Origin of the sequence: Liquorilactobacillus hordei DSM 19519, assembly GCF_019443985.1 — a bacterium.
Classification (GTDB): Bacteria; Bacillota; Bacilli; order Lactobacillales; family Lactobacillaceae; genus Liquorilactobacillus; species Liquorilactobacillus hordei.
The window spans coordinates 40357-57969 of the sequence record NZ_CP049301.1 but is presented as its reverse complement, the minus strand read 5'-3'; the positions used below and the strand labels follow the sequence as shown (position 1 = coordinate 57969).

Genomic DNA, 17613 nt, shown 5'->3' with positions numbered 1-17613 from the left:
CTCCTCTTGCTGAAAAATTTGTATATTTTGACTAAATATTGGTTTCCGTTATACTATATTGTTCACGTTCATCATCAGTAAAACCATCAATATATCCACGGGCTTTATACCTTGCATCAAAACGTCTAACGATATCGCCTGTTTTGCGATTAGTAATAATATATAGTTTACTCATCATCTTTTCCAATTGATCTTCTCTATATTTTTTAGTCAAAATTCCAAATGATGTATAAATTGATAATGTATATACTTTGTCATTAACATCAATAATATTACCAATTAACAAGTAATTTTCATCATTTTTATCTATGACTCTTACGCTATTTTTTAGTCCCAAATCCATCTAATTCTAGCTCCTTATTATTGTTTTCGTATTCATTAACATCATTTTTGAACTGTATCATAGCAGAGGAAATTACCTTCTTTGTGTCCTCACGCAATCTTTCTCTTAAAAAAGGAATCATATCTTTTGATAGATTATCTAGTCTATTCACCATATAAAGTATGTCTGCCTTATCTTGTTTACCAATTGACTTTTTCTTTAAGATGTCCTGTACATTGTCGGAAATTTTATTATACTCATCTTGAAATGATTCAAAATTTGCATCAATGGTATGATTGCTTCGCTCAATAGTATTGGGAGTTATATAATCTTGAGCGACTCTCTTCCCATCAATTTCGGACAAAGTACAAGTAACACCAGAACCATCACCAAAAGATGATACGAATTCACTCCATTGCCTTGCTGACATATCAACTGTCAGAATATTTCTTGTAGTTCCACGAACAATATCTTTTTTCATTAAGCTATCTTCCTCAACCACGCCTTGGACTACTTCAATCGTAATATAATTATTGATATCGAATTCTTCACCTACTAATCTTGTCCTACCATGCGTTCGATTCACTCTAATTTTCCCAACATTATCATTCATAATTAATTCCTCCTGTGAAGTTGATTGTATATGTATTGGAGCATAAAGCCCCTTAGATCAATATGTTATTTTGATTCTGTTGCTACTTCATCTTGTTTGCGAAACCAACCTTTTTTACTGAAAAAAGCATACATGTCATTTAGGAAAAAGACGCTATAACTAAAGATAAGTGCAAAGTTTCCATCTCCTTGTAGCATTGTTTGTGTCCATAGAGCAATTGTAAACACTGAACTAATAGTCCATACAAAATATTGCTCACGTTTCCGATTTAATTCCAATAATGAACCAGTAATAGCCATGGCCAAGTTCATGCTATCCAAGAAAACTCGTGGATCACTTGTGAGACTGAATAAATAATAGATTACGCCCCATGCTACTACGAAGAACACAATATATTTCACCCATTCAAAAGCATTTTTGAATTTTTCAGCTTGAATATTGTCATTCCACTTTGGGTCAAGAATACAGAATAGATCTAAGAAAATTAAGTATCCGATTTGTTCCCAAGCTGTAGCAAAGTTTCCTGCCATGAATCCTACGCTTGCAATACAAATTGCAGATGTAGCACCTAACCAACCTTGAATACCAGACTTATTTGAGATACCAACAACGCAAGCAACTGACAGGTTCCCACCAATAAACGACAATACTGACAAAAGTGGGCTGCCACTAAATGATTGCAGTAACGAGATTACTTGCAATACAAAGTTGAATAAAATTAAGCCATAACTAAACTTACCCCAACCTTTACATTGATTAATCAACCAACTAAAATATCCTTTTCTAAAAACATTTTTTGAATAAACTGATAAATTTGATAAAACATCTGCATAACGACTAAACATATAATTAAATCTCTCCCTTATTTTTATATTAGCTTTTTAATTTAATAATTCGCTTATCCAGTTAAGCCCTATTTTCTGATAGCCTAACTATCTTTGTCTTATAATCTACACATTTCATTATGTTTATTTATATGGTGGCGAATGTTGACTTTCCAGTATCAATACACCTCCCTTCAGTTAATTGTAAGTAGGTTTTTATTTTAAAAGGGAACTTCTATTATTCTTAATTGATCCCTTTTATTAAAAGACAGTTTAAACCAACTGGCGATACTATCTTTACGCGATTCAATAGAAATACCTAATTTGTTTATTAAAATTTTATCATTCTGTTTTACGAAATTATATAAATTTTGATTTTGAATATCATTAAAATAAATATAGTTTATACCATTTTTTGCTGATTCCATCAGTTCTTCTTTTATAATTTTATAAGTAGGTGATTTCTCAAAATCTTTATAATATTCATAATTAACCTTATTTGCTATTTCATATAACTCATCTGCAAAAGTCATTTTACATCTCCTTATTCTTGACAATATATTAAATTGTTTAAATAGTCTACATCGACTTCAGTCATTTTATCTTTGAAAGCAGGACTCAACTTGCAAATTAGTATAGATACGTTTTCGTAATCCGTGGTAAAAGTCATTTCTGGCATAACAACTTCAAGTCTATTCATCATTTGTATTACTCGCTGACGTCTATGATCACGGTCATATTCAGGTGAGAAAAAACCGTCTTCTATTGGAATTCTTATCTCTGTGAGTCCTTTGGAAGTAGCATCAATCATTTCTCTTTGAATCTTTTTAATAAGTTTATTATTCTCTTCGATAAATAATTTTTTCGTTCGATCTGCATATTTTGTTAAATTATCACGAATTTTGTCAGCAAAATCCACACTAGGCATGATCACATTCGTTGCTCCTTTCATTATGTTTATTTGTATGACGATAATATTAAATATATTCCATCTTGTCACTTGAATAGTATATCATTATGTTTATTTAATGTAAATACTATATTTATAAAATAGAACTTTTACCAATCACTATTTGCTCCTTTTAAATATGCTATAACAGCGATTCTTTTACTTTGGGGTTCTAAAAATTCATCCGACATAATCTCACCTATTTTGCAAAATGTAATATTTTGAGTATTAGTTTTATTCCAAAGTAAGTTTTCCATACCCTCTAGATAATTTGTCCTATTCTCCAGATAATTTATTCTATTATATACTTCATCCATTTTCTATCACACCCTTTGGCAACTTAAAGGTATGATATTCACCAACTATCTCGTCTGTTTTTGATAGCTTATATGTTACGATATCCTTGAGTTCCATGTCATTATACCCAAATGGGAATGCAGAGAACTGACTGACTAGTTTTTCTCCCTTTCCACCAATTTCCGCTTGGTAGTCAACTACTTCCTGATAATTACCTTTTTCTGTCTTGATTATATCCCCATCATAAAATAATCTACCATTTTTATCTTGTTTCTGTGTACATCTTTCTAATACAATTTCATCTAATTCTGCACCTTGGTACACATGTATTTCATGTTTTTCGGTGTCTAAAGCTCTTATATAGTCAACTCTTAGTCTTAAATTATTGTATTTGTCAAAACCTTCAGGGATATAATTTAACTCTAAGACATATAAAATCCTACCAAGATAACTGTCCCAAATTCTATATTGATAATTCATCATTTTACCTCCTAAAATAAACGTACTGATTCATAATAGTAAGTACCTTCAGTGCTTTGAAGGTTCATTTCTCTAACTTCATCGGCGGCATCAATTACATCTCGATGTGCCTGTATTATTCTTACGTCATCATAAAATTGATAATAAACTACATATATCATTCTACACATTCTCCTTGCCTGCTCTCACTTTCATATTATTCGCTATTATGCTCTCCGTTTCTGTGAGAAAAGTGTCCATTTCAACTGCGTTAAAGTTTGGAGTCATGTTCCTAGCCATTATTAGTAATAGCGATTCACGAATTTGAGATACTTTGATTGTCTCATTGTTCATTTATATTTCCTCCTACCCCATCCAATACTCCATTTTAGTAACATCTACATGTACGAGTTTATAATTGAAGTCCGTATTTATATATGAATTTGTATTCTTATATCCTAATTTTTCAAGATCCTCAATAAGACTAGTGTGATAAGATAAATCAAATATTTTGACTGAGTATTCCTTTTTACGCTTTTGAAATCTTTTAAAGTTAATAAGACAATATGAAGTAAAGCAAGCTATAATTAGAATCACACTTAATATTATTGTCAAATAGAATAACCATACTGCATTAATACTTTCACAAAACTTATAATAGAAATAAATATCCATTATCTTCATTCTCCCTTTAGTTTCAACCAATTCTCTAGGTACCTAACTTGCTGCCACACATATGCTTCCTTTGCATGTTCATCGTTATTTCCTAGCTGATTACTTTGAAGTCTGCTTAGGATGTCGCGCTTAACTGCAATTGGGAAATCATGGTCATTAATTAGTCTGTTTAACGCCATGCCTGCTATTTCACTCATTCCGACACCTCCATTTTTCTACCACATTTAGGACAATTGTTAATAGAAATACTTATGAAGTCTGGTACATCAAAAGCTGGAAAGTATAATGATACTAGTATTCCTTTTTTAGGAAGCACTACTGAACTAAGGTCAGGAAAAATAGATCCAGCATCTTCTGAATCAAAACCTGCCACATACGACTCAAAATTATCATAGTCATTATCTTCTTGAATATGACAGTATTTACATCTTTTTTGCTCTTGTGTTTCAGCAGGAGCTAAATTGTGGCCATTCAAATCGTTATCTCTAGTTTTCATTTTGACACCTCCAGCATGTCCATTACTCTAAATACGAAAGACTGACACTTTGCTTTATTAAATCTATACCATAGTAATGTTTCGCCTTGTAAATATCTCCTATCAAAACTAATTTTCTGATTAGCAAATGAAACTGATAAATAACCATTGTTATCAGTTTTTTTATCATAAAATTCGTAGTAGTCACTGCCTTCCGAAAATGTCTCTTTAGGTTTAAAATCTTTCCAAACAGACAAAGCTCCTTTATAAATGAAATTCAAAATATCCTTTGACTTGTCTATAGAAAAGCTTGGAGCGTCTTTATCTGCACCGTAAATTTCAATATTAGAACGATTAATCCTTACTAAAACTTGTGTACCTAATTCATCTCTAAAATATTCTTCAACGCTCATTTCGACACCTCCAGCAAATCATAGTTATTGTGTATATCGCCTACAACCTCGCCTTTACGAATTACATAGTCAATACGAACTCCGCCTGTGTAGAAGCAAGCATCTTCTTGAGACCATTTGACAGTTAGATATAGAATTTCACCAGAAAAATTCTTGTATTTTATAATATCTCCCTCATAGATTTCCTTGCCGTTCTTGTCTTTCAGGCCAGTAAATTGTTCAACAATAATGTTTTCATCACGAAAGAAATATCTAAGACTTAAAAAATTCTGTACCCCATTAATCATTTCTTTATCTTCTTTATTCCAAGCTCTAAATTTATACTCTTCCATCAGTTCATCCTCTTTCCTTGCGGCTCATAATCAGGATTATATTTTTTCCATTTACCACTAACTACCTGACCCAACGTAAAATTTCTACTACATTGAAAATCTACTAATAACTTATGATTCCTAGCTCTTTTGTGCATTTTCCCTTACCTCCGAATGCCTTTTCTCGAAGTATTTTCTTGTTCCTTCTAATCCCAATTCACTAAATTCTGTACTAGCAAGCTCTGCAAATTTTTCACCTAAATACCAGTACCTCACAACTCTGTTTAGTGCAACCGAATGCGAGTAACCGCTCTGTTGCTCAACACCCTTTGCGTTCCAAATATCATCACGCCAAACATCTTCTAGCTTTTTACTCTCGGACAAATGTTTTTCCATCAAGTTCATTAAATTTTCAGCATAATCTAGAATTAACGTTCCATAAGAGTCTGAATTGACCGATCGTTCTGTAGTCCAACCAAACTTAGCTTTGTCATTGTAAAACTTCATCGCTGTTCCTCCTCAATTCTTGAATGAATTAGCCCCATATTTTTCTAAGATAATCAAGATATTCATTTAAAGACTGGTAGTCACTAAATTCTTTTAGCTCCAAGCAAACTCCATGAGTACCATCGAGAAATAGTGGCTGTACATTCTTAAATTTGACATTTTCAACCTTGGTTTTCGTCTCAAATTTATCAAAGTAAATTTCTCTCTTTTTATTCTTAATTGTCAACACAAATCTAATCTTGCTGGGTAGTTCCATATTAGCTTCCTTCATAGCTTTTTCTAAATGTTGTACTTTATTCATCTTTTATTCCTCCGCTATTCCTATTAATATAATTTGTGCATTTGTCTTATATGTTACTTGACTCAAACAAGCTATAAATTATTCGTCTATATTTCCTAATAAATTGATAATTATCATGTGTACATTCGGCAAAATATATTATATTAATTCTTTCAGCATAAACTGGAAATGTCACTATATCTGATTTTAATAAGCAAATATTTGTTTTATCTTTGTATATTCGTAAACAGTAATTTTCATCATCGAATTTAGTATCTATACCTTGTTCCCTAAAGTATTTCTTGATCTTAGTCTTATCTCTTGAAAACTTGTCTTTTCTTTTTATGCTTATTGCTATTCCAAGTCCAACTAATGCTATTGATAATGCCGCAACAGCAATTAGTAATACAAATCTCGTTTCTATCATTATGTTCACTTCCTAGTAAAATTTAGAGGTTACTTAGCAATACGATAAACAGATATATAAATACTGCAAGTTCAATTAACTCAACCGTAATAAAAACAATATTTCTATACTCACTTATAGCATATTCAATTACCTTTTCTTTAGTTTCTAAGATAGTCAGTTTTGAAATCCTATAAAAGTATTCAGCACATTCAACACCGAAAATTAACAAACATAGTAAAATTCCTATAATACTATTTACTCTTAATCCAACTATAAATAGTGTGACAGAATATAATATTAAACCCCAAAATAAGGAAATTCTGGTTTCATTTTTATATTCTACATCGTGTAGCGTTTTTTCTAACTTTGCTTTGTTTTCATCATCAGTTTTAAATGCACTAAAATCTCCCATGATATTCATTACTATTAATAATGTTAATAGTATTAATGCAAATATTGTCATATGATTCCTTCTTTCTATTCATATTATTTATAAAATCAACATTTTATCTAGTTTTCTTTGCGTCATTTGCATAATTTTTATCTCCAATAAACTTTTTTATTTGTATGTGTATACAAACTTCATTTTGTTTCCTCCTTTGCAGCTTCGTGCCACTTGGCTTGCAAGCCTTGAATGCCTAGTTGCTTTTCTGCTTCTTTTACTTCATCAAGGGTTAATTCTGTTCGAAGACTAACAATGCCAAGTTCACTTGCTAATAAAAACACATTTGACTTATTCAATTGCAAATACTGACGTCCTATTTTAATCTCATACTTTTCAGGTTCACTAACCTCAATGAGTGATGGATTAACCCATGCTTTAGCCAGATTAAATTGATTTATATCATTAGCTTGAAATTTATACAGGGCTGGAAATTGTGTGCAATTATTAATTATGGAAAATAACACCATATAAATTCTTGCACTTGATATTCTAGATTTTAATTCTTCAAACTCTTTTGCTTCTTCCACCGTCATTTTAATCTTTTCTTCTGCCGGCTGAAAATTTTCTAGCTTGCCTAAAACTTGTTCATTAATTATTGTTATGTTATCCCTACCTTTATTCAAACGATTCTTAGCAGTATTGTCTAATTTAATTACTACTCTATCATCCACTTTATATAAATGTTTTTCATATTTCACCATTTACTTTCCTCCCATGCACCTACTAATTCTATATATTTGAATTTAGGTAATTTTGCAATTTCTTCAATCTCTTTTTTGGTAAAATGACAGTTTTCATTAAATAAGCTAAATTTTTCTATTAAACGATAATCATTCTCAACTTTCCATAACCACATATTAGCAACTTTTACTGCATGTCTTGGTTCAATAAGCTCTATCAATTCTGGATTCTCCCATGCTCTAGCAAATTCAAATTGATTACTAAATCCCGTTTCTTTATTAAAAAGTTTGTTGTCTAAATAGGGGAAGAAACGACTTATTTCTGTGCTTCTTATACGGTTAAGAGCGTCAAACAAAGTGCGACCCAATGATTTTAAATGATCAAATTCTTTCTTTTCTTCAGGCGTAAACTTGATTTTTTCTTCCGCTGGTTTAAAGTCTTCTAGCTTGCCTAAAAAATGTTTATCATTTATGGGAACTTCTAAAAAACTATCTTCATCAAATATCAATACCTGTTTTCCCAACGTATTATGGCCTATTTCTGGCACTGAAATTACTACCTTATCGCCTTTTTTATATTCTGTTGTCATTTTATATCTCCTTTACTAATTTAATAAATTCTTCTTTAGTTAAGTCCTCATTATTCAATTGCGGAATCTCAAACCATATCCAACCTTCTTGATGCTGTTTCCATGCAAAATCATCTGCATTCATATTCTCGCAATCATCAAAGCCTGAAGATCGTGTTACCCTTAAATCAAGAAATCCATCTGCATTACCTGCCATTTCAGTACATCTAGCCTTTTTCCTTGCTTCTTTAGTATTTTCAGCCCATATTATTTCTTGTCCATAATCAGGATCGCTAATTACTTCAACAGAATATGCTTTCATGCTATTCCCTCTATTCTTTCATTATGTTTATTAAAGCAACAAAATCTGTATAATCTAATTCTGAAATAATACTTAGATCTTCTGTATCTCCGTACGTGAGAAATTTGTCTTTAAGAATGAAAATAGTATTCTCTTCAAACATATCAAAGTTACACAATTCTGTTGGGCGCAAGCGTCCACCCCATTTTATTTCAGGGTCTATTTTTTCTAACAAAGTCACTAAACTTCTCCACTGCTTTTCAGTCTTAACTTTTATATTGTAATTTCCAATGTTCATTGATTTTACACCATTCTTTCTTACTTGATTAAATAAAAAAAGAAGGACAAGTACATTGATATAATTTGAAATATAAATACAAAGTTATTTGTATAATTTCTTATTAACCAATTCACTACGTCACTTCCTTCATTTGAGTTGTTTTGACAATTTTAGTATAATTCAAACGTTAAATTCTGTCAATATGTTTATTTAGGTATTAATAATTATCTTCGTTTAACTCATTTTCATAGTCTTTTTGATCTTCTATTTTGAAAATACTTTCTATTTCTAATTGCTCTCTTTGCTTTTCCAATGCCTCCCAGTCTGGCATTCTCTACCATCTCCTAATATACTTTTGAATCCTGCTGCACTTTCTATTACAAAACCAAAAATGATTATACTGATAACAATATCAAATGAAATCATATTAACCTCCGTAATTACTTCTTTTTACTTAATACTGTTGTATAAATCACAAAACCATTTTTATCATACCTAGAAACAAATTCATCTTCTCCATCCTTAATTACTACTTCAATGACATCTTTTTTATATTCTCTAAACGTTGTTTTTATACCATTCTCATATTTAGTAATATATCTATTAGTACCCTTAATACTTTTATAAATTTTTTTTAGAATATTCTGATTTATTCTCACTTCATACCCTCCTTCACATTGAGTAATTCAAGTTGATTAACTTTATGCAAATAAATCATAGTTTTTGGATTTTTTGTATCATAATCAAGCCATTGAACTCTTGGTAAAATATTTTTATCATCTTCGATAGCCAATCCAATGAAAGAGTCTATGAGAATTTTGAAAAAATTATTACAGTCCTGATTTTTGCGCTTTAAAACAAAACCACAATCTAAATACCAATGGCCGTCACCAGTCTGTTCTTTCTTAAAATCTTGGTGTTTCATAGCTCTTAATATTGCTGTCCTAAATAATAATTTCCAATCTTTAGATGTTTTCGTTTCATACATTGTTGGGATTACCTTATTACCTACTCTCTGTATTCTAGGAGCTAAATATTTATTAACTGAAATTGGTAAATAAGGTACTTCTACCCTAAGTTCATTCTTCAAATTTCAAGCCCTCTAAATTACCATTATTTTTAATTTCATACATATAAATAACTTTGTCAAATTTGCCACCAGCGGCCTTCGCATGACCACCTCCGCCAAATACTTGTTCAGCAATCTTACTAACATCTACATCTTCTTTTACAGTCCTTAAAGAGACACGATCACTACCTTGGATAACTATTGAAAAATCTACTGGTCTGCCTTTATACTCAAGTTTAGCAAGTTGATTTCCCAAATTTGATACATATTCTTCTGCATTTACTACTGAAATTAGAAACTTATTATTCAAAGTCGCAAATTCCACACTCTCAATTTTCTTCTTTATATATTTCTTCTCTTTTTCTTTCAATATGTTTACTAGACCTGAATTGTTTTCTAAAAATTGATGTACACCTTTGTTTAAGCATAGCTCCAACATTTCTTCTCTGTCTTTGACGAGCATAAAATAAAATAAGTTGTTCAAATTTATAGCTGCTAAAGATAAGGAAGTATTAGGTAACTTTGACCATTCCCATGTATCATATCTTCTCACGGCTTCTACATAATTAAGTGAATTAACACCCATAGAATAGTTAGGTAATGTTGCGAGAGCTAATTCTAAAACTAACGAGGTTGCACATTGTAGATTCTCGTTCTCTGCTTTAATTTCAATAAAAACATTATCAGGATATTTCTCTTTTGCCCAAAGAGCAGTTTTATGATGATCTACTACTCCCCATTCAAAACCATATTCATTACTTTTCTTAAGTAATTTCTCTAGTACATTTTCTGAAGGAGTTAGGTCTGTAATATAAATCTTATCAGTTCTTTTGACAGAATCAGATTCTAAAAAATTCAAAATGTCATTATCAATACTCCCACTTTTACCTGTAGATGAATAAGTGGTAGGTAAAAATGTAATTCCAATCTTTTCTTTTACATGTTTATATCTATTTCTTACTATTTGTCTTAATAACACTGGTGCTGCATAACCATCCAAATCATTATGTGAGAAAATCTTAAATACTCTTTCTTCCATATTCTTCCTCCTAAATTAAAACCACATTTCTCAATGTGGTCTATATTAATATAATAATGTAAGTAAATGAGATCTATTACTAAGCTCATCAAGACATGATTTATATACCGCACCAATCATATTTATTTTAACCAAGTAATTTAACTCTTCAATTAACTCCCAAGTCATATAATCTTTAAAATTCATATTCTACTCTCCGAAATTGATATTTTCCCCGAACCAATTTCCTATAAATAGTATAACAATCACATACTATTCTGTCAATATGTTTATTTCTATTATTTAATTAACTCAAAACTATATCCTTTATGTGTCTTTTGTTTTCCACTAATACAATTACCAACCATTATGGTATTGAGTTCCTTTTTGGCCACAAACTCTGTAAAATCATCGCTCGGATACTCAAATACAGTAGTACTATCTTTAGATGTAACTCTCAATTTGTCTTTTGTCTCTTGTTTGTATTCTTTTTTCTCTGGATCAATAAACTCACCTTTACCATTTACTACAACCCCTTTAATCGTCTTACCAGAGTTTAGTTTAATAAGATTAGCATAATGAACACCACCAACTTTGTATTCTCTTCCAACGGTTACTTTTGTTCCTCTAAATTTTAGTATTCTCATTATCTTTTTCTCCTTTGTTTTTTAATAGATTAATCGCTTCTTTTCTCAATAAGTTCCCTAAGTTATTATGATGAGTTTTCTTACTTGTTTTACTTAAAGTTGCTTTTAATGTCCTGGGCGTAGTAATAACATAGGCTAGTTTCGCCGATCTTGTAATAGCTGTATAAATCAACTCTCTTGTATTAAGCATAAATTGATATGGTAAGGGTATTAACACACAATCTATCGTACTACCTTGAGATTTATGAACTGTTATCGCGTAACCTAGATTTATATCTTTAAAATCCTTTTTTGCTACTCTAACCAATCCTATACCATCAAAATCAATAATCATAAATGGATTATCGTCAAGTGTTATCTTTTTTACAACACCAGTATTACCATTGAATATAGGCAATGGCAAATTTGTATCTGCTTTGACCGTTGTTTTGTTATTTCTTACATTTATTACTCGATCGTTTTCTCTAATTATGAACTTTCTGTCTTTTGATAATGTAATTTCTATTTCTAATTTATTTGGTGTTGCTGGATTGATAAATCTTTGACAAGCTTCATTTAATCTATCACAATTCGTTGAGCCTGAAGATATTGTTGGTGTAATAATTTGTGTATTACCCACTCCATATTTTTTTACTAGAACCTTATACATCTTCATTGCTTCTTTGATTATTCGTTCTTCATTATCTGAAGGAATGAAACTATAACCTAAATCCTTTTTAGTTCCATATAATGCTCTAGGTGTTTTTGTTGATAGTTCTTTTGGTTTTTTGCCCAATCTAAATGAAATGGAATGAGTAATAATCGCCGATTCTTTAGCTTGTCTATGAATCTCTTTTAGGGTAATAGTAGGAATAATTTTTGAACTAAGCATTTCAGACATTACACCAATACCAATTGAATCTAATTGTCCACTATCGCCAATCATAATTAGCTTAGCTCCGCTCGGTATAGCTTGTATTAAAGAATAGAATATGTCTAAATCCACCATGGATATTTCATCGAGAATGACTACATTTGTCGGTATTTTATTATTACGTTTATATAAAAACTCATCTCCCTGTACTCCAAGTAATTTGTGAATCGTACTCCCCTTTTCTCCAGTTATACCTGCAAGATTTTGCGCAGCCTTTCCTGATAATGCACATTGCCTATATAGATAGTTGTTCTCTTTTAAAACTTTTACAAAAGCATTTACTACAGAACTTTTACCAGTACCAGCTAAACCCTGAAGTAAGAACACATTCTTGTCAAACATCAAGTCTATTGCCCGCTTCTGTTCTTCAGAGTAAGTCCAGCCTTGCTTTTGTTCTACATCTGTTATTAGTTTCTCTTTATCCTTCAATTCTAAGGTGCTTTTTGAAAATAATAATCTTAATAACTCTAAGGCCACAAATTTTTCTTTTTCAAAAATAGAGGTTTTAGATACTCTTAACTTATCCTTTACTTTATAGACAGTGTAATCTTGACTTTCTTTTAAATAATTCAAAATAAATTTAATATCACATTCATATATTTCTTTATTTACATAATCAATAAATTGATCTAATTCTGAATATGAATTTCCTTCTGAACGTAATTTATCAAAATAGTCAAATATAAATCCTTTTACTCTTCGTGTGTCATTAGGCAAAATACCATGTTCCAATGCCTTATCGTCAATGGTCTTGAAACCAATTCCGTTTATCCCCATTAAATTATAAACATTTTGATCAAGTATCTTTATAGCCAATTCTACAGAACCCTTATTTTTTATTACTTTCCTAGTAAAACTAGGCGTGAATCCCCATTTGCCAAACTCCACATACGCTTCGCCATAGTCCTTTTGTTCTTCATATTGTTCAAGGTATTTTTCAGCTAAATTCTCTCCTATACCTTTTACTTGTATTAAAGTTGCCTTATCACCTTCTGCAAAGACTTTACGAGGATCATCTATTGTATCAAAAATTGATTTTACTTTGGATGCGCCAGCTATTCCTAATAAAAATTTCTTAAAGTCCTCTTTGCTCATATCTTCAATAGGGTTACTGCGTTTACTAGAAATAAAGTTGAACTGTTCACCATATCTAGGGTCTATTACCTTATCTGCCTTGATGGAATATTCCGTATCTGGTAAAAGAGACATCTCACCTTTTAATGTTACAATTCCCCGTTTCGAATTAAATAAAACTATCTGAAAATCATTATTGTCGCTTTGAAATATTACTCGTTCAAGTTTGCCAACTAACAGTATTTCCTCTTCCATTAGTAAGTTATCACCATACTCAATAATTTCGATTCATCTTCAAAATTATAACAATCCATTTTATGTTCTGCCTCATATAGTACAATAACAGTATTCTTACTCTTAATAAGATTGGCGACATCAATCTCCTTAAGGGTTACATTACTGTTGGTATTTATCTGTTCAAAATCTACCCCACCCACATGTGTTGTTTTAAACATATATTTTGGCTTACATTTAATTAAAAAATTTGTTAATTTAAAATCTCTTTTTATTGTAAAAGTTATTTCCCCATATTTATTTAACTCATTCATAGTGTTTATCCTCCTTAAATTCATACCAACCCAGGATATCAAAAATTAAATAACCATTATATGCTTCAAAAGAATTAAGATATTTATTTACTTCTCTTCTTTCTATATTCATCTTATTAGAAACCTGATTCTTGCTCCTATAAATAATTAATTTATTAGAATCACAATGATACACATATGTTTTCGATAAGTTTGAGAAAGCTTTATTAACATGATTCATACTTATTCCTAGCTTTTGAGAAATCATTAATTTGACCTTGTTACCTTTTTGTTTTTCAAAGTAAACGTCTTTTATTTCTTTATATATTCTTAGTTCTTCTAACTCATTTTCTTTTCTCTGAACATATTTTTGCATGTAAATAATTCTAGGATCTGTGTTCGATAATACATTCGCCCAATTTGGCACTTCATAGTCTAGGTTAGATAAAAACTTATAAAAATCATCTCCAAATAAATTAGCCATTAACTCTACACCCCATAACTTAAATTGAGTATCGAATTAGGCTTATTCTGCAACGAATCCCTAATTATTCTTACATCTAATCCCAAAGCAGTGGCAGCCTTATTTATTGAACTCCAAACATGTCGATTATTATCTTCGTCATAATATACGACATATCTACCATCAATCGTCCTTTGTGATACAATTTTAAAGTTTTCCTCATTTATATTTATGTCATTATGTTTATTTATAACTCTCTTAACAGTATATTCTTTTCCAATTGGTTTAATAAATGCTTCATACATCATTTTATCTTTAGAAACTGTTTGGTTACTTTTAACACCAAAAGGATCTTTTAAAACTGCTATAGCATTTTCTAAACCATCGTTTTTAATATAGGCCTTTTTTAAAACAGCAATATATTTATCTTTTTTAAACAGAATACCATTACTACTAATGCAGTATATTCCTTCCCAACCATAGACCCAACGTAAATTTAAACCTAATTCTTCCTGAAATTTTTCAAGCATAATCTTATATCTTAAATTCATATGCCTCCTCCTTATTCTTTCATTATGTTTACTAGTATATAATAAAATAAAAGCCTTTGAAAGTCAATATAAAAAAGAGATCGTTAGCACAATCTCTCCCTAAATTAACTATATTCTGGTGATATTCTGACTTTCCCAATATCTTTAACTTTATTTCTCCCACGGTCAACCTTTAATACTGCTTGCTCAGATGTAGAACCTTGTCTATTTTTGTCCCAAAATACCACAAAATAGTCTTCATCCTCATTCAATGCAACTGTTCTACCGTCTTCATTCTTTACTTTTAACGATCCAGCACCTTCACCTTTTTCAGTCTCAGAAAGAAGTCTAATTAGAAGTAGCGATGAGACAACATCGGCCACGTTCTTAGATATACCTAAATCATTCTGACTTAAATATTTACCTTTGGGATTCTTCGACATTTGATAAGTCACCCATACATGACAATTCCTATTAGTAGGTTTGATAGCATTATATAGTTTAACCATATTTTGCTGTAATTGTAGCCAAGAATTATCACTAATTTTTGATCCAACATCATTATCAGATTTTAGTGTATCTACTATAAAATATTTGATGCCTAATCCAGTACTATATTTCTTTATTAATTTTATTGTTTTATTCATTGAAAAGTCATTCAAATTAACAAACTGAATTAACCCATCCGACATCTTATCTCTAAGCCATTTAACTGCTTTTGCTATTTGTGTCTTTTCTTCTTTAGAAAACTTTCCTTGACTAAATCTTTCTTTCTCAAAATTACCATCTTTTTGCAAATTGTTAATTTGCCATGTAATAATCTCTCTTTGCCATTTTGCTCTATCTTCCTCATTAGCTATAATCATAAGACGTTCTTCTAAATCTACATGAGTTGGCAATAATTGATTCAATGTTAAGAATGTTTTTCCTACCCCAGAGTTGGCAGCTAACATGGTAATATTACCTAGTGACATTCCGTTTTGAATACCATTCATTAATTGTGATGTTAATGGCAAACCTCGATCTATTCCTGAGTCTGCTCTCTTCACCATATCCTCAATTCCAGTAAGTATATCTACTACCTTATCTTCGCCAAAGTCTGCATCTAAAAAAGCTGAATTTAATTGCCCTTCAAGGTAATCTGATAATTCATCAAGATTCATTTTTGCATATTTATTCCAGTTTTCTTGAATAGGATAGCCCATATCCAATAATTTTAATATGACTTTATACCTTTGAATTTCTGAATAAAATACATCAACATTACCATCTTCTATAATTCTTGACCCAGTTGCTATAGTCTCATAGCCCCCATTTTCATTATAGAACTCTTGTAATTTATCTGACTTTGACTGCACATATTCTTCAACAGCAATCATATCAACAACTTTCAATTTTTTTGTTGTCATCAAGTCTTTCAGTACCCCATAGTAAAATCTCCATGATATATCACTAATATCTGAAGGGTCAATATCATATTCAAAAAATAAATCTGGGTTCTTATATAGAGATAATATGAACTGACTTTCTGCTACCCTCTTATGCCCTTTTACTTCTTTATAAAACTCTGATTTTACCACCTTATTATCTTTCTCTTTAACAGGCATTTACTTTAAAGACCTCCATAAATCTTTTTAAAATATTCTTGCTCTTCTTCAATATATTCAACTAATTCTTGCCTTGTGAATATTCTCAATGTATTGTCATTCAAATATACATCGCTGAGCATACCAAAAAACAAATTAACTACTTCCCATGTTTTTTTATGGGTACGCCAGGCAACTTCCTTTATGATGTTTCTGATCATATTCATTTTCATTTCAGATTGTCTTAATCCGTTTTCACCAAAAGAAGAAAGCATTACTTCTTTGTTATTTGAAATAATTAACGAGATATATAAATTTAATGGGACATGACTCATCATTGCCACGCTAACACCTCCTAAATAAAATCAAAATTACGCTTCTTACTCTTCTTAATATATTTGGCAACAGTTGGTTTTTTAAACTCGATTTCTTGGTTTTTACTATTAATTTCTTCTACTTTCCTAATTCTCTCTTCAACAAAATCAATGTGTTTATTGATTACAAACATTGCCAAGTTTATCTTGTGCTGCATATCGCTAAAGGCTTGTGTCTTAAATGCTTTCTGTATTTCGATATTAGCTAATTTCATAGTGGCAAGTATCGTACTAAACGAATGTCCTTGTTTGATAACTCTAGTGTTTATCGCATTAGGCATAAATTTACCAACTCTTAGACCGAGTAGTCTCTTTGTTGCAAAATCTGGCAAATTGACATCTTCAGGAAGACATAATACATCTAACTTGAAGTATTTATATACCTTATCCCATTCACTAGTTTCTTTCTTAGTTTCAAATTCATCTTCGTGTTCGGCTACGAATTTCTCAACACAATTTATGTGGAACTTACGTTTGTAATTCCTTTTCTTCCCATTTTTACAAACCAGAGGTATAGGTTTTATTACCATATCTCTCTCTGCTAATTCTTTATTACAGTAATAACATTTCTCTATGCTTATAACCTTACCCACTTAATCACTC

The 17613-nt window shown here is 30.7% G+C and carries 32 protein-coding genes; all 32 read right to left on the bottom strand.

Annotated features, from left to right (window positions below):
- Nucleotides 1-31: 31 nt before the first annotated feature.
- Nucleotides 32-343 (bottom strand): hypothetical protein, encoded by a 312-nt coding sequence (locus tag G6O70_RS00405; protein ID WP_057868781.1) that lies wholly within the window; start codon nucleotides 341-343, stop codon nucleotides 32-34.
- Nucleotides 321-935: a hypothetical protein gene (locus G6O70_RS00400; RefSeq protein WP_057868782.1), complete on the bottom strand. Its 615-nt coding sequence runs from the start codon at nucleotides 933-935 to the stop codon at nucleotides 321-323. The genes G6O70_RS00405 and G6O70_RS00400 overlap by 23 nt, the downstream gene beginning before the upstream one ends.
- 65 nt (nucleotides 936-1000) lie before the next feature.
- Nucleotides 1001-1780 carry a nicotinamide riboside transporter PnuC gene (pnuC, locus tag G6O70_RS00395; RefSeq protein ID WP_057868783.1) on the bottom strand — a complete coding sequence of 260 codons (780 nt, stop codon included), beginning with the start codon at nucleotides 1778-1780 and terminating at the stop codon, nucleotides 1001-1003.
- Nucleotides 1781-1980: 200 nt separating this feature from the next.
- Nucleotides 1981-2292, bottom strand: a complete 312-nt coding sequence (locus tag G6O70_RS00390) for a hypothetical protein (protein WP_057868784.1) — start codon at nucleotides 2290-2292, stop codon at nucleotides 1981-1983.
- An 11-nt stretch (nucleotides 2293-2303) separates the two neighbouring features.
- A complete protein-coding gene (locus G6O70_RS00385) occupies nucleotides 2304-2687 on the bottom strand; it encodes a hypothetical protein (RefSeq protein ID WP_157047932.1) in 384 nt (127 codons plus the stop codon).
- A 131-nt stretch (nucleotides 2688-2818) separates the two neighbouring features.
- Nucleotides 2819-3025, bottom strand: a complete 207-nt coding sequence (locus G6O70_RS00380) for a hypothetical protein (protein WP_057868786.1) — start codon at nucleotides 3023-3025, stop codon at nucleotides 2819-2821.
- Nucleotides 3018-3485 carry a hypothetical protein gene (locus tag G6O70_RS00375; protein ID WP_057868787.1) on the bottom strand — a complete coding sequence of 156 codons (468 nt, stop codon included), beginning with the start codon at nucleotides 3483-3485 and terminating at the stop codon, nucleotides 3018-3020. Before G6O70_RS00375 ends, G6O70_RS00380 begins: the two co-directional genes overlap by 8 nt.
- A gap of 11 nt (nucleotides 3486-3496) precedes the next feature.
- Nucleotides 3497-3655, bottom strand: coding sequence for a hypothetical protein (locus tag G6O70_RS00370; RefSeq protein WP_157047933.1), 159 nt, complete (start codon nucleotides 3653-3655; stop codon nucleotides 3497-3499).
- On the bottom strand, nucleotides 3648-3818 hold the full coding sequence (locus tag G6O70_RS00365; RefSeq protein WP_157047934.1) for a hypothetical protein: 171 nt from the start codon (nucleotides 3816-3818) through the stop codon (nucleotides 3648-3650). The genes G6O70_RS00370 and G6O70_RS00365 overlap by 8 nt, the downstream gene beginning before the upstream one ends.
- Before the next feature lie 326 nt (nucleotides 3819-4144).
- Entirely contained in the window at nucleotides 4145-4336 is a 192-nt protein-coding gene (locus G6O70_RS00360) for a DUF6877 family protein (protein WP_057868789.1), read from the bottom strand.
- Nucleotides 4333-4635, bottom strand: coding sequence for a hypothetical protein (locus tag G6O70_RS00355; RefSeq protein WP_057868790.1), 303 nt, complete (start codon nucleotides 4633-4635; stop codon nucleotides 4333-4335). Before G6O70_RS00355 ends, G6O70_RS00360 begins: the two co-directional genes overlap by 4 nt.
- On the bottom strand, nucleotides 4632-5027 hold the full coding sequence (locus tag G6O70_RS00350) for a hypothetical protein (RefSeq protein ID WP_057868791.1): 396 nt from the start codon (nucleotides 5025-5027) through the stop codon (nucleotides 4632-4634). Before G6O70_RS00350 ends, G6O70_RS00355 begins: the two co-directional genes overlap by 4 nt.
- On the bottom strand, nucleotides 5024-5359 hold the full coding sequence (locus G6O70_RS00345) for a YopX family protein (protein ID WP_057868792.1): 336 nt from the start codon (nucleotides 5357-5359) through the stop codon (nucleotides 5024-5026). The genes G6O70_RS00350 and G6O70_RS00345 overlap by 4 nt, the downstream gene beginning before the upstream one ends.
- Nucleotides 5360-5479: 120 nt before the next feature.
- Nucleotides 5480-5845, bottom strand: coding sequence for a hypothetical protein (locus G6O70_RS00340; RefSeq protein ID WP_057868793.1), 366 nt, complete (start codon nucleotides 5843-5845; stop codon nucleotides 5480-5482).
- 28 nt (nucleotides 5846-5873) lie between these two features.
- On the bottom strand, nucleotides 5874-6146 hold the full coding sequence (locus G6O70_RS00335; RefSeq protein ID WP_057868794.1) for a hypothetical protein: 273 nt from the start codon (nucleotides 6144-6146) through the stop codon (nucleotides 5874-5876).
- 46 nt (nucleotides 6147-6192) lie between these two features.
- A complete protein-coding gene (locus tag G6O70_RS00330; RefSeq protein ID WP_057868795.1) occupies nucleotides 6193-6552 on the bottom strand; it encodes a hypothetical protein in 360 nt (119 codons plus the stop codon).
- 22 nt (nucleotides 6553-6574) lie between these two features.
- Complete coding sequence (locus tag G6O70_RS00325; protein WP_057868796.1) at nucleotides 6575-6997, bottom strand: hypothetical protein; 423 nt, start codon at nucleotides 6995-6997, stop codon at nucleotides 6575-6577.
- Between the two features lie 119 nt (nucleotides 6998-7116).
- Nucleotides 7117-7680 carry a hypothetical protein gene (locus G6O70_RS00320; RefSeq protein ID WP_057868797.1) on the bottom strand — a complete coding sequence of 188 codons (564 nt, stop codon included), beginning with the start codon at nucleotides 7678-7680 and terminating at the stop codon, nucleotides 7117-7119.
- A complete protein-coding gene (locus tag G6O70_RS00315; protein ID WP_057868798.1) occupies nucleotides 7674-8249 on the bottom strand; it encodes a hypothetical protein in 576 nt (191 codons plus the stop codon). Before G6O70_RS00315 ends, G6O70_RS00320 begins: the two co-directional genes overlap by 7 nt.
- Before the next feature lies 1 nt (nucleotide 8250).
- Nucleotides 8251-8550: a hypothetical protein gene (locus G6O70_RS00310; RefSeq protein WP_057868799.1), complete on the bottom strand. Its 300-nt coding sequence runs from the start codon at nucleotides 8548-8550 to the stop codon at nucleotides 8251-8253.
- A gap of 10 nt (nucleotides 8551-8560) precedes the next feature.
- The gene (locus G6O70_RS00305) at nucleotides 8561-8827 is read right to left on the bottom strand and encodes a hypothetical protein (protein ID WP_057868800.1); all 267 of its coding nucleotides are present in this window, start codon (nucleotides 8825-8827) and stop codon (nucleotides 8561-8563) included.
- Nucleotides 8828-9249: 422 nt separating this feature from the next.
- Nucleotides 9250-9468, bottom strand: a complete 219-nt coding sequence (locus G6O70_RS00300) for a hypothetical protein (RefSeq protein ID WP_057868801.1) — start codon at nucleotides 9466-9468, stop codon at nucleotides 9250-9252.
- Nucleotides 9465-9899, bottom strand: coding sequence for a RusA family crossover junction endodeoxyribonuclease (locus tag G6O70_RS00295; protein WP_057868802.1), 435 nt, complete (start codon nucleotides 9897-9899; stop codon nucleotides 9465-9467). The genes G6O70_RS00300 and G6O70_RS00295 overlap by 4 nt, the downstream gene beginning before the upstream one ends.
- Nucleotides 9889-10917, bottom strand: a complete 1029-nt coding sequence (locus G6O70_RS00290) for a DHHA1 domain-containing protein (protein WP_057868803.1) — start codon at nucleotides 10915-10917, stop codon at nucleotides 9889-9891. The genes G6O70_RS00295 and G6O70_RS00290 overlap by 11 nt, the downstream gene beginning before the upstream one ends.
- 278 nt (nucleotides 10918-11195) lie before the next feature.
- Nucleotides 11196-11543, bottom strand: a complete 348-nt coding sequence (locus G6O70_RS00285; protein ID WP_057868804.1) for a hypothetical protein — start codon at nucleotides 11541-11543, stop codon at nucleotides 11196-11198.
- The gene (locus G6O70_RS00280) at nucleotides 11524-13785 is read right to left on the bottom strand and encodes an AAA family ATPase (protein WP_057868805.1); all 2262 of its coding nucleotides are present in this window, start codon (nucleotides 13783-13785) and stop codon (nucleotides 11524-11526) included. Before G6O70_RS00280 ends, G6O70_RS00285 begins: the two co-directional genes overlap by 20 nt.
- Nucleotides 13785-14078, bottom strand: a complete 294-nt coding sequence (locus G6O70_RS00275) for a hypothetical protein (RefSeq protein WP_057868806.1) — start codon at nucleotides 14076-14078, stop codon at nucleotides 13785-13787. Before G6O70_RS00275 ends, G6O70_RS00280 begins: the two co-directional genes overlap by 1 nt.
- The gene (locus tag G6O70_RS00270) at nucleotides 14071-14541 is read right to left on the bottom strand and encodes an NUMOD1 domain-containing DNA-binding protein (protein ID WP_057868807.1); all 471 of its coding nucleotides are present in this window, start codon (nucleotides 14539-14541) and stop codon (nucleotides 14071-14073) included. Before G6O70_RS00270 ends, G6O70_RS00275 begins: the two co-directional genes overlap by 8 nt.
- A gap of 5 nt (nucleotides 14542-14546) precedes the next feature.
- A complete protein-coding gene (locus tag G6O70_RS00265; RefSeq protein WP_057868808.1) occupies nucleotides 14547-15071 on the bottom strand; it encodes a hypothetical protein in 525 nt (174 codons plus the stop codon).
- Nucleotides 15072-15175: 104 nt separating this feature from the next.
- Nucleotides 15176-16657, bottom strand: coding sequence for a replication protein (locus G6O70_RS00260; RefSeq protein WP_057868809.1), 1482 nt, complete (start codon nucleotides 16655-16657; stop codon nucleotides 15176-15178).
- Nucleotides 16658-16662: 5 nt separating this feature from the next.
- Nucleotides 16663-16980 carry a hypothetical protein gene (locus G6O70_RS00255; RefSeq protein WP_057868810.1) on the bottom strand — a complete coding sequence of 106 codons (318 nt, stop codon included), beginning with the start codon at nucleotides 16978-16980 and terminating at the stop codon, nucleotides 16663-16665.
- A gap of 11 nt (nucleotides 16981-16991) precedes the next feature.
- Nucleotides 16992-17603, bottom strand: a complete 612-nt coding sequence (locus tag G6O70_RS00250; protein WP_057868811.1) for a hypothetical protein — start codon at nucleotides 17601-17603, stop codon at nucleotides 16992-16994.
- Nucleotides 17604-17613: the final 10 nt, after the last annotated feature.